This is a genomic window from Erwinia sp. AK-PDG3-5 (assembly GCF_056821705.1).
This window is the reverse complement of the sequence record NZ_CM165967.1, coordinates 854,704-869,768: the sequence shown is the minus strand read 5'-3', so window position 1 is coordinate 869,768 and position 15,065 is coordinate 854,704. Positions and strand designations below refer to the sequence as shown.

Sequence of the window (15,065 nt, the reverse complement as noted above, 5' to 3'; positions counted from 1 at the left end):
ATGCTTGAACTCCACGATCTTAAGCTGTCTTACGGCAGTTCTCCGATCCTGAAAGGCGTCAATCTCTCGGTCAAACGCGGCGATGTGGTGTCGATTATCGGCCCAAGCGGCACCGGGAAAACCACCCTGCTGCGCTGCATTAACTATCTGGCGAAGCCCAATTCAGGGTTGATCACCTTCGACCAGGTCAAAATGGATTATCAGTCGCCAGATAAGCAGGCTATCCAGGCTATTCGCCTGCGGACGGCAATGGTCTTCCAGCAGTTCAACGTGTTCAAAAACATGACCGTGCTGCAAAACGTGATGGATCCTCTGGTGGTTGTACAGCGCAAATCGAAAGAAGAAGCGCGTGATATTGCGATGGAAGAGCTGAAGCGAGTGGGCCTTGACGCAAAACAGGATCACTACCCTTCCCAGCTTTCCGGTGGACAGCTGCAGCGAACCGGTATTGCCCGCGCGTTAGCGGTGAAACCGGATGTGATGCTGTTTGATGAACCGACCTCGTCGCTGGATCCTGAGCTGGTTAACGAAGTGCTTAAAGTGATTCAGGACGTCACCTCGTCAGGCATCACCTCGCTGCTGGTCACCCACGAAATGCAGTTTGCCAAAAACATCTCGAACCGAATCGTCTTTATGGACCAGGGCGTCGTCGCCGCTGAAGGCACGCCGACGGAGATTTTTGATAATCCGTCCCTCCCACGACTCGCCCAGTTCCTGAATTCTGAACACGCACTCTACTAATAAAAGGAATAAAGACATGCCTGCAATCAAGACTACCTTACGTCGCCTGGCCGTTATCGGCGGCGTGACGCTCGCCATGGCCTCCGCTGGATTGAGCTTCACCGCGTCTGCTGACACCGTCGTGCGCACCATTAAAATCGCCACTGCTGCTGAATCCAAGCCGTTGTCCTGGGGCGCGATTGGCGTTGAGCCAGAAGGCTACGAGCCTGACGTATTAAAAGCGATCAATGCCAAACTGCCCCAGTACAAGTTTGTGATGACCGGCGCGGCAGACATCGCGCAGGAAACCGGACTGGCGACCGGGAAATACGACATGGCCACCGGCGGTTTCTATAAAGCGCCAGCCCGTAGCAAGCAGTTCCTGATCCCGGACAGCCCGATGGGTGCCAGTCTGATGAAAATCTACAGCCGCAAAGACAGCAATATCAACACTCTGAAAGATCTGGTCGGTAAGAACATCGTACCGGTGACCGCCGGCGGCGGCGTCTACAAGCTGGTCACTCAGTGGCAGCAGGAAAATCCAAACGACAAAGTGAACATCAAAGCGTCAAGCGCCGGTGTGCCCTATCCGGATCGCCTGAAGGAAGTGCAGAACGGCAAGTACGATGCGCTGATCCTGCCTTCCAACCTCGGTGAGCAGACGGTTATCGATAATCAGAAGCTGGCTATTCAAGCAAGCGAACCCATCTCCATCAACAATACCTATGTGTTGATCCACCGCTCGGCGGAAAATCAGGCGCTGAACGACGATATCAACAACGCGCTGAAAGCGCTGAAGGATGACGGCACGCTGGATAAGCTTTCACAGAAATGGTTTGGCGAAGACGTCGTCAAATACATGAAGTAAGGCTGTTCTCATTTTGTCGCCGACGGGCAAAGCTGCACCCAGGAGTGTTTCAACGTGAATCTTTCTACCATGATCCCCGAGCTGCTCTCGGCTTTGCCGCTGACGTTAGCGATTATGTTTGTCGCGCTGATCGCCGGATTCTTTCTGGCGATAGTGGCCACCACCTTGCGCGTGCGCAGGTTACCGGTGCTCAGCCAGCTGGCCGATCTCTATGTTTCCTACGCGCGCAGTGTCCCGGTGGTGCTGCAACTGTTCGTCGCCTTTTATGGACTGCCGCTGGTCGTCAGCGGGTTTGGCCTGGCGGATTTTATCACCGCCAATATCGCCTCGATGGTCGGGCTCAGCCTGTATCACGGCGGCTATCTGTCTGAAGTGATGCGTCCGGCCTACCTTGCGGTCGAGCGGGGTCAGCATGATGCGGCGGACAGCATGGGTTATACCTTCCGCCAGAAGCTGACGCGCATTATTGGCCCACAGGCGGTACATATCGCTCTGCCGGGTTACGGTAACTCGATCATTTACCTGATCCACAACGTGGCGCTGGTGATGTACATCGGTGCGGCAGATGTGATGGCGACGGCGCACCTGATTATGGAGCGGGATTATAACCAGTATCAGTTCGGCACCTATCTGGTGTTGGCGGTGATCTACTCTCTGCTGTGCCTGGCGGCCTGGCTTATCGTGCGTTTCTTCGAGATGCGTCATGCGAAGTACACGTCGAAAAGCGCCGCAGCCAAGATAAAGTTCACGGCAAGCGTGTGAAGGAATAAGGACTCAGAATATGTTTGATCTTGATGTGCTGCTGCCGGACTTCTGGAGCATTATGGATGCCGTGCCGGTCACGCTGGCGATGGCGGTTACCATCTTTATTATCTCGACGCTGCTCGGTGGCTTGCTGGCGTTCATCGAACACAAAAAGATCCCGGTGCTGCGTCAACTGGTGGTGGTGTACAAAATCACCTTCAAAGGCATCCCGATGGTGGTGGTGATCTTCCTCGCCTATTACGGTTTGCCGCTGGCGCTGCAATCGATGAGTTCGCTGCTTGGGGTAGAAATCAACGCGCATGCCATGCCGAACTGGGCGATCATTATCATTGCCCTGACCGCATGCGTCGCCGCGTTCCAGGCCGAAGTGGTGAAAGGTGCGCTGAACTCCTTTGACAGTGGTCAGTCCGATGCCGCGCATTCACTGGGTTACAGCAATGGCCAACTGTTCCGTCGGGTGTTGTTTCCGCAAATTATCGTTGCCGCCATCCCGGATTTGGCGAACTCGTTTATGGTGATCATGAAGGCGCTTTCTCTGGCCTTCGCGATTGAAGTGGTCGATATCTTTGCCCAGGCTCAGCTGACCGCCGCCCTGAACTTCTACTATCTTGAGGCGTTCCTGATTGCCGTGGTGTTCTATATGGTGATTGCCTACGTCGTGACGAAGGTCGCCGATAAGATTGAAGCTGCTCTGCGGGTTCGCACCTGAGGAACAGATTAAGCGGTCTTCTTCACCGCTGAAACCAGCCTGCGGGCTGGTTTTTTTATGTCATTCACAAGCAAAACTTCCCTGGTATGGCGTAGTATAAAAAGTAAAAATGCTGTAATTCACGCCCCGGCATTATGTCAGGCTAAGGTTACCTGGTTGCTGGGTACGCAGTTGAACGGCATCATTTGCATCCTGGCGGCTGTCGCATCAACACCCATCGCCAGTCGTTTACGGGTTCTTTTTCCGCTCTCTCCGGTTTTTTAACCTCCCCACGCATTTCGGCAAATGTCCTGCGCGCGGGTCTGTTTAAGTCCACCTCCTGCACTTTGATTTGTAAACGCAATCTTCCGGTGTCATCACCCCGCGCTTTTCTGCTCTGACATTCAATCATCTCCTTGTGCCGCAAAATGTAGGAGATCTGAAAGGTTGCCCGCCGTTCGGTAATAGCAAAAGCGTCGGAGATTTGTTGTCGGTCTATCCAGCTGTTCTGATGTCGGCACCACAACGCTATCAACAGATAGAGAGGTTTATCCGCATACTCCTCCAGAAGTTCTGGGACTTGTGCACTGTCATGGTTGCTTTGCGCCACGACTTTACGCAGCGGAGACTTAGTACTTCTGTCCTTTACGTCCACATCCTGTTCCTCCTTTCCCTGATGAAAAAAATCCCCGCCTCGAAATAAGCTAAGGCAGGGACGATGATTTAAAATTACCAGCTGTAGTTCACACCGACAGTGGTCTGCCATGGACGTTCAGAATCATGGCCCCTGGCGTAGTCATAGGCGACGTAACCTCCAAAGTTGTCGGTCACTTTCATTTCCGCCCCCAGGCCAAGCTGAATGGCTGCGCCATCAATACTGTTGTTCAGCGTGGCGTTATTCACCCGAGTTTGGTTGTTGTCAGCAAACTCGTTGATGCCAGCCAGATGCAGGTAAGGCTTCAGGTGACCGGCGCCCATCTCGAAGGTGTAGCCGAGATCGGCACCCAGTTCGCCCTGCAGGGATTTATAATCGTTCCCGTTGACGACCATGCCGTTGGTCAGGGTGTAGTGGGCACCGTCAAACGCACGTCCGGTGGCTTTCGCATAAGGTTCAACAAACAGTCCGTTGTCTTCCCAGGTGTAACCCACCTTCATGCCAAGGCCGTAACCGTTGCCTGAGAACGCCGCATGCGCTTTGCGACCGTCCAGCATCCGCACCGAGGCACTGTTGCTGAAGTGATCGAACTGACCCTGGGTATCAACAAACAGGCCATTCTCAAAGCGACGGGACAGGTAGAACTGCGCACCGTAGCTATCCAGGTCGCCCGAGCTGTTCATTACGCTGAGGTTAGAACGCGCGGAGCTGAAGGCTAAACCGGTCAGCCAGCTGCCGTTTTTCTCAATGTCGAAACGGTTATCCACACCCAGCATCACGCCGTTGGTCTTCAGGTCATAGTCAGCACCTGCAGATACACGCTGTTCGTTTTTACCGCCGAAGTAAGAGATCCACACGCCGCCGACATCTTTAGCCTTACGGGAAGCGTTCAGATGTTTAGCCAGTGCATCGGACTCTAAGGTTGCCACGTTGACCTGAGCCGCCGGGATGCTCAGTGCGGTGGCGGCAGAGTTGGAGAGTTTACCGCTGCGTTTGAAGTAGACGTTACGCTCGCCCGGTAAGGTGTCGTCATACTCATCGGACGCGATGTACTGGTATACACCCAGCTCGGTTTTACCGGTGAAGGTCGCATCGCTGTTGGCGTCTTTGTAGTTTACAAAGCTGTGTCCAACTTCTGCGTTGTATTGAGCATCGTCCAGATAGTCGTTGTAAACGTAAGGTTCAATGCCGGAACTGGCGATATGCAGCAGATAATTACCCGCAGCGCTGCCTTTCACCTGCAGAGAACCCCAGGCATATTCGCCACCCAGGTCCAGCAGCGGAGCGACAATACTGTCACCACTAATAATCTGCGAGCCAAGGTAGTTGCCGTTAACGTCTTTATCCTGCGTCAGGTTGTTATGCACCACCACGCGCGCGGTGCTGAGGTCCTGGGAACGATTTTTACCGCCCAGGGTCGACGTTTGGCTGTTCAGGTTCACCAGATTCAGCGTTGAGGCCGTCAGGTTCAGGTTATGCAGATTGCTGAGCGCGACTTCCGGTCCCTGGTCATTAGCACGCGCAGCGGCATTCCATACCGAGCCGTTTTTCACGGTCAGATCCGGATTCCACGTCAGCACACGCTCAGCGCTCTGGTGAGCATAATCGACAGGATTGAAGAGCGTGGTGGTGCCGGTGACCTTACCGTTTAACACGCTCTGATCCAGATTAACGGTCACGGGTGTCCAGGCACCGTTGGCATTGGCCAACACGGTTTGATTCGTACTGCTGATCACGTTGTTATAAATTGACTGCGTGGTGGCATGCACGGTTGGGGCAATGTTGGATTGTGAATTGGCATCGGTCACGTCCACCAGCTGCACGCTAAAGCCGGTGGTGCCGCCTGCGGTGATATCGCCGTTAATGGTGCTGCCAGCCACATTCAGCGTGGTGCCGTTATGGCTGCGATCCAGCACGGAGGCATCAGTGGTGCTGACACTGGCTCCGACCGCCGTATAGTTGCCAGCCGAGTCTCTTTTCACCGCGACGGTAATCACCGGGATGTTACCGTCATGGTTGATCGTGACATCACCATTCAGCGTTGAACTGCTGATATCGGTACGGTTAGCATGTCCCGACAGGGCCAGCGACGTACCCGCAGCATTCACCCCACCGTTCAGGGTTGACTCATTAATGGTGGCAAACAGACCTGAACCGGCGATCTGCAGCGCGGTAGACTCCGTATCGGCCAGCCAGTCATAACGGTTCTGATTGGTGTAGGTATGGTTATCCTGACGGACCGCAGCGAGGTTCTGCGCAGTGATCTGCACCTGATCCAGCACGATATTGGCGGTGGCGGGCACCACATTGGTCAGCGTACTGCTGTCAATCTGATTGCCGGCACTGTCAGTCTGCCAGGTCGCACCTGAATGGGTCAAAGACAGGCCGACGGCGAACGGACGCTCACTGTAGACTTGCTCATCGGTACCGGACTCACTTTCAATCGCGGGACTGACGACATACGCGTCATCAGTCAGGGTATTATTGATAATGCTGTTGCGGATGCTCACCACATCACGCGCGTGACCGTTCCAGTCATTTTCATGCAAGTTGCCGGCCGACGTGACCGCAGCCGTGACATTCGCCGCGAAGCTTTTCACCTTAGAGTAAATTTCTGCATCCAGCAGACCCACCACACCACCGACATTCTCGGCCGTGCGCAGGTAAACATCGGAATTGCGATCCAGCTCGATGGTTTTGCTGACGGTCAGCGGGATCTGATGGCCTTGCGAATCAACGACGTAAGTGCCATCCGCATTTTTCTGGTATTCGATATTTCCGCTGGCATCACGCTGATACAGGGTGACCGCCTGGGTTTTAACATAGCGATTATCCGCCGACCCCATGCGCAGTCCCTGCACCACGTTGGTGGGTCGTGAATAGCCCTGTTCCGTTAAGGCATTGGCCAGACGCTGCCCGTGGACAGAACGCTGATAGTCTTCCTCAATCAGATAATTAGCGTCAGATTCCAGCTGGCTTGAAGCACTGTTCAGATAATCCAGATAGCCGCTGCTGCGAACCAGCGCATCAAAGCCTGGCGTATAGATTTTGATCTTCTGCCACGCCGTTCCGGCGGTGACATCTTTGCTCCAGGTTAAATCAGAGCCACCAATAAATACCGAACCGCCACCGACATACTGTCCATTACCATCTTTACTCAGCGCGCTAACATCCGGCACAGCAATCGCTGCTGCATTAGCCGTCAGCGCGGTCGCGCCAAGACTAAATAAAACGGATAATGCGACAGCGCTCAGACTGAAGCTGCATTTTTTCATTACTGAAATTCCTTTTAACATATAAAGAAGCACAAAGGGTTATCAAAATAAACCCTGCATTCCTTCAGCAGCTAAACAATTAAGGCACGCAGTCCACAATTTATTAACTCCGAAAAAACATCCATGACATATGGCCTGCGAGGGGTAAATCTTGATTTGGCCTTTCGTTATTTACGTGACGTTATTACAGCCAGCAGTAAATATCGTGGCGAGTATGTGAATTGCAGATAAAAGCTGTAAAACAAATATTTTTTATCGTAATGATATATAGTTTTCATTGAAAAACTAATCCAACTCATTGTATTTAATCAATTAATTTGCTTTTTATTCCTTGAATTAAATAATCCCTCTCAATGGAAATAATGACAAATAATTACGTTAACTTTCCGCTGGGCTGATTAATCCCCATAATGCAAGATTATTCTTAACAATTAACCCGGTGCAGAGCGGCGATTCATCGGCATAACCGATCGGTGCTACCAGGACTATTCTCAAGAAAATAAATCACCTCAATACTATTTTTTCCTTATAAGCACAGGGTAGGTTTTATAAATAAACCGCCGCATCCCTTCCGCTGGCGCGATAAAATTAAAAAAGACGATTTAACAGCAGGAAAATTAAATAGCGAACGCTTCAGAAAATAATTAACTCTAAAACAGCCTCTGGCTAATCTGACTTCAGAACAGGATGAATCACCTGTCCTGTCTGACACAGCATCTGACCGTCTTAACAAAGCCACCTGTTACGCTTTCCATTGGCGTGAAGTTCAGATTAAACAGGCTGTGACCTTCGGCCATGACTGCGACGGGAAATACCACGCTGATGGCGGCGTCTGCCGCATTTGAAAGTCTGGGTGACGGGAAGAAAATGTTGCGGGGAAAACCGGGGGCGGATGTCGCCCCCGTTCTGATTAGCCTTTCGGGAAAATCCACACGTGCCCGGCTGGCAGTGACAGATGACAGTGCGCCGGGTCGCGCAGTTCAGTGCCGTAGGCGCGGATCACAAAGTCATCGCCCGCCGTGCGGAACAGGTATTCCCAGCGGTCGCCCAGGTACATGCTGGTCAGCAATGGCAAGGCCAGCGCATTCTCCTCCGGGCCGTCGGTCAGGCGTACCCGCTCGACGCGGATCACCGCGGTAGCATCCTGTCCGACGGTCACGCCTTCGGCTGCCCGTCCCCATAACGCCCAGTCCACGCCCTGAATCCGCGCGTTGCCCTCGCTGACCTCCGTTACCTTGCCGTGCAGGCGATTATTGCTGCCCATAAACTCGGCGGTGAACAGCGTGGCAGGCGAACCGTACATCTCCTGCGGCGTGCCCTGCTGCACAATCACGCCGTTGTTCAGCAACAGAATGCGGTCGGAAATGGCCATCGCTTCGTTCTGATCGTGGGTGACCATCAATGCCGACAGCCCCAGCTTGACGATCAGCTCACGCAGAAACACCCTCGCCTCTTCACGCAGCTTGGCATCCAGGTTGGACAGCGGCTCATCCAGCAAAATCACCGGCGGGTTGTAGACCAGCGCCCGACCAATCGCCACGCGCTGCTGCTGTCCGCCCGACAGCTGGTGCGGATGCCGCTGGCCCAGATGCCCGAGGCCCAGCTGTTCCAGCACCGACTGCACGCGCTGCTTAATCTCCGCCGAGGCCACCTTGCGCAGCTTCAGCGGATAGGCGACGTTCTCAAACACCGTCTTGTGTGGCCACAACGCGTAAGACTGGAACACCAGCCCAAGATTGCGTTCTTCCGCCGGGATCTCACTGCGCGGATTGCCGGCATAAACGGTTTTGTCGCCAATAACAATGTTGCCCTGCGTGGGTTTCTCCAGCCCGGCGACCGCGCGCAGCAGCGTGGTTTTGCCGCTGCCGGAAGGGCCCAGTAGCGACACCACCTCGCCCTTTTTCAGCTGCATAGAGACGCCTTTCAGCACCGGATTGTCGCCATAGGTCAGATGCAGATTTTCTACGGATAGCTCAATCATGTAATTTCACTCCAAAGCGCAGGGCGACACCAAGGCCAATCACCACCAGCAGGATATTGATAAAGGAGAGCGCCGCGACGATATCGATCGCGCCCGCCGCCCACAGCGACACCAGCATCGAGCCAATGGTTTCGGTGCCTGGCGAGAGCAGATAGACGCCGGTGGAATATTCGCGCTCGAAAATCAGGAACATCAGTAGCCAGGAGCCGATCAGCCCGTAGCGTGCCAGCGGGATGGTGACGTGGCGGGTGATCTGCGCGCGGGAAGCGCCGGTGCTGCGCGCGGCTTCCTCCAGCTCCGGCCCGACCTGCAACAGCGTCGACGAGATCAGCCGCAGGCCATACGCCATCCACACCACGGTATAGGCCAGCCAGACGCTGAAGATGGTGCTGCGCAATGACCTCAGCCAGACGATAAAGTGTTCACGCAGCCATTCCGCCATCGGCAACGCCGAAAGCCAGCCATGCTTCAGCGACTGATCCAGCCACATCGGCAGAAACAGGAACACCCACAGAAATGCCAGACCGGCCAGCAGGCCCGGCACCGCGCGCGGCACCAGCACGCTGTAGTCGAGAAAGCGCGTGACGTTATCCGGCTTACGGTGCATGGCAATGCCGATAAACAGGTAGCAGGCCACCGCCAGCGCGCCGCCGAACACGCCGATAGCCATCGAGTTGACGATGGCGCGCAGCAGGTTCGGCTGCTGCCAGATGGTGCGGAAGGTCCCGATCGACAGCTCATCCCAGATCGACACGCCGACGCCCCAGTTGGAGATAAACGCGCGCAGCACCACGCCCAGCAGCGGCACGCCAATGGTGATGGTCAGCCATGCCGCCACTACCGCACCGGCCACCCAGCGCCATTTACCCAGCGGCAGCGCGCGGGCCTGCGACGCCTTGCCCTTCAGCGTCACAAAGCGGTTAGCGGTGCGCATCAGCCGCCGTTGCAGCATCACCAGCGGAATGGTAATGCAGATCAACACCACCGCCACCGCCGCCATCAGATGGTACGACGGCGTGCCCAGCTTGTTGGTCAGCTGATAAAGATAGGTCGCCAGCACCATATTGCCTTCCGGATCGCCCAGCACCAGCATCAGGCCAAACACCTCCAGCCCGAGGAAGAACAGCAGCACGCTGGCGTAGAGGATCGAAGGACGCACCATCGGCAAGCTGACCGCCGTCATCACCTGCAATGGCGAAGCACCGGCAATGCGCGCCGCTTCCTCCACGTCCGAACCGACGCTTCTCAACGCCGAGGAGATATACAGATAGGCATGCGGCACGTGGGTCAACCCGGCGATCACCACGATGCTTGGCATCGAGTAGATATTCCACGGCACAAAGCCAATCAGCTTTTCCGCCCACAGCGAGAAGAAGCCGACCGGCCCGGCCGCCACCACATAGCCGAACCCCAGTACCATCGGCGAGACGAATATTGGCACCAGGATCAGCGGTTCAATCAGCCGCCGGCCGGGCAGATCGGTTCGCACCATCAGAAAAGCAAGGATGCCGCCTAACGGAATGGCGATAATCACCAGGCCGAAAGCCAGAATGAAGCCGGATTTCAGCGCCTTATAAAAATCGGGATCGGTAAAGATAAACCCGAAGGATTCGAAGCTGAACGCTTTCGAAGGGGAAAAGAACGGGGCCGAGAGGAAGCTCTGAACCACAATAAACAGCAGCGGCACATAGATAACCAGCGCGGTTATCAGTACCACGATGCTACGCGGCAGGCCCTGCCACTTTCTGCGCAATGCTATCATCAGTCATCCCTTGGTTGGTCGGCTAAGACTGGCCGGACGCGGAAACGCAGGCGCGCCAGCACAGCGCGCGCCTGGACAGGAGCTTATTTCGCCGCGGCTTCGCGCCACTGTTTGATGTACTCAAGGCGTTTTTTCGGCTGCAGGTATTCCAGCAGGGATTCATCCACCGGGATCGGCTTCAGCGCGTTGCCCAACCGTTTGGTCATGCCGTCGATATCGTTGGTCCCTTCAATATCGTTACGCAGTGAGGGAATGTCGGCCTGGCTGGCCAGAATGGTTTGTCCTTTTTCCGACAGCACATAATCCAGCCAGAGTTTGGCGGCGTTGGCGTTCGCCGCTTCCTTGCTGATAAAGGAGACGCGGGAAAGCACCAGCGTGTAATCTTTCGGGTAGGAAATGCCTAACGACGGATCCCCTTTGGCGCGCGCTTCGGCGTAGGAGCCAAGGATGTTAAAGCCAATCAGGTTTTCGCCAGACGAGACCCTTTCCATCATGGTGCCGGTGGATGACTGCACCGCCATCCCGCCTTTCGCCACGTCGGCCAGGGTTTTGAAATAGTTCGCATCGGCCTTGCTGTCCTGTACGGAAAGCATAAAGCCGAGGCCCGATTTTTCGATGTCGTAGGTGGTGACTTTCTTCTTAAATTTGTCGGTCTGGCTGGCGATCAGTTTCGCCAGTGCCACATGGGAATCCGGCACGTCGCCCTGCGGGATCAGCCGTTTGTTGTAGATGAACACCACCGGTTCGTAGGTGGTGCCATAGGCTTTTTGCTGCCAGACCGCCCATTTGGGGATCTTGCTGATTTCCGGCGAGGCATATTCCGCCGCATAGTCGGTGGCCAGCTTCAGGCCGGTATCCATCGAGGAGCTCCAGACCACGTCACCGCTGGTGCCGCCGGACGCCTGCTCGCTGATATAGCGGTTATAGAGTTCGGTGCTGTTCATATCGTTGTATTCGACTTTGATGCCGGGATAGGTGGCCTCAAACCCTTTGATCAGCGGGGCGGCCGCCTTGGTATCGGTGGTGGAATAGATCACCACTTTGCCCTCTTTGACCCCGGCCTCGACCAGCTTCTGGTAATCCGCCGGATAGCCCTGTGGCAGATCGGCGAACACCGGAGAAGCACAGGCGGCTGCCAGGGAAACCATCATCGCACTCAACTTTACGGACATAAATTTAACCTCATGGTTACATTTGGAAAACCTTATCCCAACATATAGCCCTTGCGCGGCGAGGTGCAATCAACATGGCGGCTTATCTTTCGGTTTTGTGAGGTTCGGGGCGGTTTTATGACCGAAAGGCAGGGAAGGCAGCCCTGCACTGCGGAGGCAGGCAGGGCGAAAGCAGGTGGATCAGTGCTGGCGTAAATCGCTGAGGAAACGCTTCGCGCGCTCGTGTTGCGGATTGCTGAAGAAGCGCTCCGGGTTGGCTTTCTCCAGGATTTTGCCCTGATCCATAAACCAGATGGTGTCGGCCACTTCACGGGCAAAGTTCATCTCGTGGGTCACGCACATCATGGTCATGCCCTCCTGCGCCAGGCCGCGCATCACGTTCAGCACTTCGCCGACCATTTCGGGATCCAACGCCGAGGTCGGTTCATCGAACAGCATTACCGGCGGCTTCATCGCCAGCGCGCGGGCAATCGCCACCCGCTGCTGTTGACCGCCGGAGAGCTGCGCCGGATAGGCATTGGCCTTGTGCGACAGCCCGACCCTTTCCAGCAGTTCGCCGGCGTGGCGTTTGGCTTCAGAGCGCTTAACGCCCAGCACCTTCATTGGCGACATCATGATGTTCTCCAGCACCGAAACGTGCGGAAACAGATTGAAGTTCTGGAAGACAAAACCAATCCGCGTGCGCAGCTGATTCAGCCGGGTGCTGGTGCCGTGAATATCGGTGCCGTCAAACAGGATCTGGCCCTGCTCAATCGGCTCCAGGCGGTTTACCGTGCGGATCAGCGTCGATTTGCCGGAGCCGGACGGGCCACACACCACCACCACCTCGCCGCTTTGAATTTCCGCACTCAGATCGGTCAGGGCCTGATACTCGCCGTACCACTTGTTGACCTGATTGAACAATATCATGGGTCTCATTTGCCTTCCTTAATCAGTCAGTCTTGGTCAGAAGCAGGACCTGCGCGGTCTGCACGGCATCGGGCGTCACATTGCGACGCTTACGCGCAATGCGCTCTTCCAGTGTGTTTGCCAGCCAGGTCAGGCTGAAGCAGATCAGGTAATAGCTGATGGCCACAATCGCAAACACCTGGAAAGGTTTGGTCAGCAGCTGGTTATTCACCTGGTTGGCCGCATAGGTCAGCTCCGGCACGTTGATTACGTAACCCAGCGTGCTGTCTTTGATAATCGACACCAGCTGGCTGACCAGGCTCGGCAGCGCGTTGTACAGCGCCTGCGGCAAAATCACCACCCGCAGGGTTTTCAGATAGCTCATCCCCAGCGCGCGGGACGCTTCATACTGGCCGCCCGGCAACGCCTGAATGCCGCCACGCACGATTTCGGCGATATAGGCGCTCTCGTAAATCACCAGCGTACACAGCATGGTGGCGAAGCCGCTGATGTTATGGCCAATCAGCAACGGCACGCAGAAGTAGGTCCAGAACACCACCATCAACAGCGGGATGCCGCGCAGCACGTACACCCAGCAGGCGGCGGGCCAGCTAAACCAGCGCCACGGAGAAATCCGCGCCAGGCCCAGCAATACGCCGATCGGGAAAGCCAGCAGCACCGCCAGTACCGAAATCAATAAGGTGCAAAGCACGCCGCCGAGCGGGCCGTTGGGATACTGTCCCATCAGCAGCAGCATGCCGTTATCGTGCAGAATGGTGAAGAAATCAGACATCGGATTACCTCGCGTAAGCCCGCTGGAAGCGACGGGCCAGCAACGCCCCCGCGGCCATCAACAGCAGTGAGAAGAACAGATAGCCCAGGGAGGCCACCAGGTAGGCTTCGAAGGTACGGAAGGTCTGGTTCTCGATATCACGGGTGACGTAGGTCAGTTCGGCCACGCCAATCACCATCGCCAGGCTGGTATTTTTAAACAGCAGCACGGTGTGGTTAAGCAGCGACGGCAGCGCATTGCGGGTTGCCTGTGGCAGGATCACCGAACGCATCGAGCGCACATAACTCATGCCCAGCGCGCGCGAGGCTTCGCTTTGGCCGTCAGGAATGGCGCGCAGGCCACTGCGAATATCCTCGGAGAAATAAGCCGCCTGGCACAGGCCCAGCGCGCACATTGAGAACAGGAATTCGGCGTTAAAATCATTGACCCACATCTGCACCGACTCCGGCAGCAGCGTGGGGATGGCGAAGTACCACATCATCAGCTGGATCAGCGTCGGCACGTTGCGGTGATAGGAGACATACGCCGAGACCAGAAACACCGCCAGGCGTTTATCGGTCAGGCGGATCACCACCAGCAGCAACGCCAGGGCCATTGCCAGCAGCCACGACCCCAGCGCCAGCTTGAGGGTGACCAGCGTGCCGTCGACGATCATCTGCCCAAACTGGCCGGTCAGGACGGCACTGAAATCAAGTGTCATCGTCTGTTCACCCCTCGTGAAAGCTGTTATTCAGCGCGGTCGCCGGGACGCATGGTGGAAAGTCCACCCGGCACCTGCAGCGTTGGCGTGATTTCGATGTTGCCGATATTGACGGCGACCGGAGCCGACAGCGCAAAGGCAACGCAGTCAGCAATGTCCTTCGCCTGCGGCAGTTCGAAACCGTCGATAAAGCGGCGGCGTGCTTCTTCCTGGTCGCCCATCACGTTGCCGAAGATCTCGGTGGCGACGCGGCCAGGGCAGATTTCGGTGACGCGCACCCGCTTGCCGTAGCAATCAACCCGCAGCTGACGCGACAGGGCATGCACGCCCGCCTTGGTGGCGTGATAAATCGAGTTGCCGTTAAAGTTATAGATGGCGGCAATCGAGGTAATGTTGATCACATGGCCACGGTCACGCTTCATCATGCCCGGCACCAGCAGGCGGCACAGGTGCAGCACCGCACGCAGGTTAACGTCCACCTGGGTATCAATGCCCTCTTCGTCGGCATCCAGAATCGATCCCGGACGGGACACGCCGGCGTTATTGACCAGGATATCCACTTCCAGCTCGTTACACAGACGGGTGATGCCGTCTAAATCGGCCACGTCTAGCGCGTGGGGAATACAGCCGGTGCGGGCAGCCAGCGCCGCCAGCTGCTCTGCGCGGCGGGCCACGGCATGGACGGTGATCCCTTCCTGGCACAGACGTTCAACAATGGCTTCACCCATTCCGGCGGAAGCGCCGGTCACCAGTGCGATCTTATAATCTGAAAATGGCATCTCGCCTCTCCTGTCATTC

13 protein-coding genes are annotated in these 15,065 nt (G+C 55.9%); 4 read left to right on the top strand and 9 right to left on the bottom strand.

Annotated features, from left to right (window positions below; translation table 11 throughout):
- The 4 genes from AC1UKS_RS03975 (at position 1) to AC1UKS_RS03960 (ending at position 3,062) form a co-directional block, all read left to right on the top strand.
- Positions 1-741, top strand: a complete 741-nt coding sequence (locus AC1UKS_RS03975) for an amino acid ABC transporter ATP-binding protein (RefSeq protein WP_482435870.1) — start codon at positions 1-3, stop codon at positions 739-741.
- Between the two features lie 16 nt (positions 742-757).
- Positions 758-1,588, top strand: a complete 831-nt coding sequence (locus AC1UKS_RS03970; protein ID WP_482435868.1) for a transporter substrate-binding domain-containing protein — start codon at positions 758-760, stop codon at positions 1,586-1,588.
- A 69-nt stretch (positions 1,589-1,657) separates the two neighbouring features.
- Positions 1,658-2,350, top strand: coding sequence for an amino acid ABC transporter permease (locus tag AC1UKS_RS03965; protein WP_197535592.1), 693 nt, complete (start codon positions 1,658-1,660; stop codon positions 2,348-2,350).
- A 19-nt stretch (positions 2,351-2,369) separates the two neighbouring features.
- Positions 2,370-3,062 carry an amino acid ABC transporter permease gene (locus AC1UKS_RS03960; protein ID WP_013203748.1) on the top strand — a complete coding sequence of 231 codons (693 nt, stop codon included), beginning with the start codon at positions 2,370-2,372 and terminating at the stop codon, positions 3,060-3,062.
- Between the two features lie 181 nt (positions 3,063-3,243).
- On the opposite strand, the gene AC1UKS_RS03955 is transcribed toward AC1UKS_RS03960, so the two are convergent.
- The 9 genes from AC1UKS_RS03955 to AC1UKS_RS03915 all read right to left on the bottom strand — a co-directional run bounded on the left by AC1UKS_RS03955 (position 3,244) and on the right by AC1UKS_RS03915 (position 15,046).
- On the bottom strand, positions 3,244-3,696 hold the full coding sequence (locus tag AC1UKS_RS03955) for a CaiF/GrlA family transcriptional regulator (RefSeq protein ID WP_265909524.1): 453 nt from the start codon (positions 3,694-3,696) through the stop codon (positions 3,244-3,246).
- A gap of 74 nt (positions 3,697-3,770) precedes the next feature.
- Entirely contained in the window at positions 3,771-6,971 is a 3,201-nt protein-coding gene (locus AC1UKS_RS03950; RefSeq protein ID WP_482435867.1) for an autotransporter outer membrane beta-barrel domain-containing protein, read from the bottom strand.
- 910 nt (positions 6,972-7,881) lie between these two features.
- Positions 7,882-8,952 carry an ABC transporter ATP-binding protein gene (locus AC1UKS_RS03945; protein WP_265909526.1) on the bottom strand — a complete coding sequence of 357 codons (1,071 nt, stop codon included), beginning with the start codon at positions 8,950-8,952 and terminating at the stop codon, positions 7,882-7,884.
- A complete protein-coding gene (locus tag AC1UKS_RS03940; protein WP_482435866.1) occupies positions 8,945-10,714 on the bottom strand; it encodes an ABC transporter permease in 1,770 nt (589 codons plus the stop codon). Before AC1UKS_RS03940 ends, AC1UKS_RS03945 begins: the two co-directional genes overlap by 8 nt.
- Before the next feature lie 83 nt (positions 10,715-10,797).
- Entirely contained in the window at positions 10,798-11,886 is a 1,089-nt protein-coding gene (locus AC1UKS_RS03935; RefSeq protein WP_053144682.1) for an ABC transporter substrate-binding protein, read from the bottom strand.
- A 180-nt stretch (positions 11,887-12,066) separates the two neighbouring features.
- Positions 12,067-12,804, bottom strand: coding sequence for an amino acid ABC transporter ATP-binding protein (locus tag AC1UKS_RS03930; RefSeq protein WP_013203754.1), 738 nt, complete (start codon positions 12,802-12,804; stop codon positions 12,067-12,069).
- 13 nt (positions 12,805-12,817) lie between these two features.
- Positions 12,818-13,567, bottom strand: a complete 750-nt coding sequence (locus AC1UKS_RS03925; protein WP_265909529.1) for an amino acid ABC transporter permease — start codon at positions 13,565-13,567, stop codon at positions 12,818-12,820.
- A 4-nt stretch (positions 13,568-13,571) separates the two neighbouring features.
- Positions 13,572-14,267, bottom strand: a complete 696-nt coding sequence (locus tag AC1UKS_RS03920) for an amino acid ABC transporter permease (RefSeq protein ID WP_482435864.1) — start codon at positions 14,265-14,267, stop codon at positions 13,572-13,574.
- A 26-nt stretch (positions 14,268-14,293) separates the two neighbouring features.
- On the bottom strand, positions 14,294-15,046 hold the full coding sequence (locus AC1UKS_RS03915; RefSeq protein WP_134822715.1) for an SDR family oxidoreductase: 753 nt from the start codon (positions 15,044-15,046) through the stop codon (positions 14,294-14,296).
- Positions 15,047-15,065: the final 19 nt, after the last annotated feature.

Coding starts and splice junctions, on each gene's coding strand:
- AC1UKS_RS03915 (WP_134822715.1), bottom strand. CDS start 15,046: ATGCCATTTTCAGATTATAAGATCGCACTGGTGACCGGCGCTTCCGCC.
- AC1UKS_RS03965 (WP_197535592.1), top strand. CDS start 1,658: ATGATCCCCGAGCTGCTCTCGGCTTTGCCGCTGACGTTAGCGATTATG.
- AC1UKS_RS03975 (WP_482435870.1), top strand. CDS start 1: ATGCTTGAACTCCACGATCTTAAGCTGTCTTACGGCAGTTCTCCGATC.
- AC1UKS_RS03970 (WP_482435868.1), top strand. CDS start 758: ATGCCTGCAATCAAGACTACCTTACGTCGCCTGGCCGTTATCGGCGGC.
- AC1UKS_RS03925 (WP_265909529.1), bottom strand. CDS start 13,567: ATGTCTGATTTCTTCACCATTCTGCACGATAACGGCATGCTGCTGCTG.
- AC1UKS_RS03920 (WP_482435864.1), bottom strand. CDS start 14,267: ATGACACTTGATTTCAGTGCCGTCCTGACCGGCCAGTTTGGGCAGATG.
- AC1UKS_RS03940 (WP_482435866.1), bottom strand. CDS start 10,714: ATGATAGCATTGCGCAGAAAGTGGCAGGGCCTGCCGCGTAGCATCGTG.
- AC1UKS_RS03930 (WP_013203754.1), bottom strand. CDS start 12,804: ATGAGACCCATGATATTGTTCAATCAGGTCAACAAGTGGTACGGCGAG.
- AC1UKS_RS03950 (WP_482435867.1), bottom strand. CDS start 6,971: ATGAAAAAATGCAGCTTCAGTCTGAGCGCTGTCGCATTATCCGTTTTA.
- AC1UKS_RS03935 (WP_053144682.1), bottom strand. CDS start 11,886: ATGTCCGTAAAGTTGAGTGCGATGATGGTTTCCCTGGCAGCCGCCTGT.
- AC1UKS_RS03960 (WP_013203748.1), top strand. CDS start 2,370: ATGTTTGATCTTGATGTGCTGCTGCCGGACTTCTGGAGCATTATGGAT.
- AC1UKS_RS03945 (WP_265909526.1), bottom strand. CDS start 8,952: ATGATTGAGCTATCCGTAGAAAATCTGCATCTGACCTATGGCGACAAT.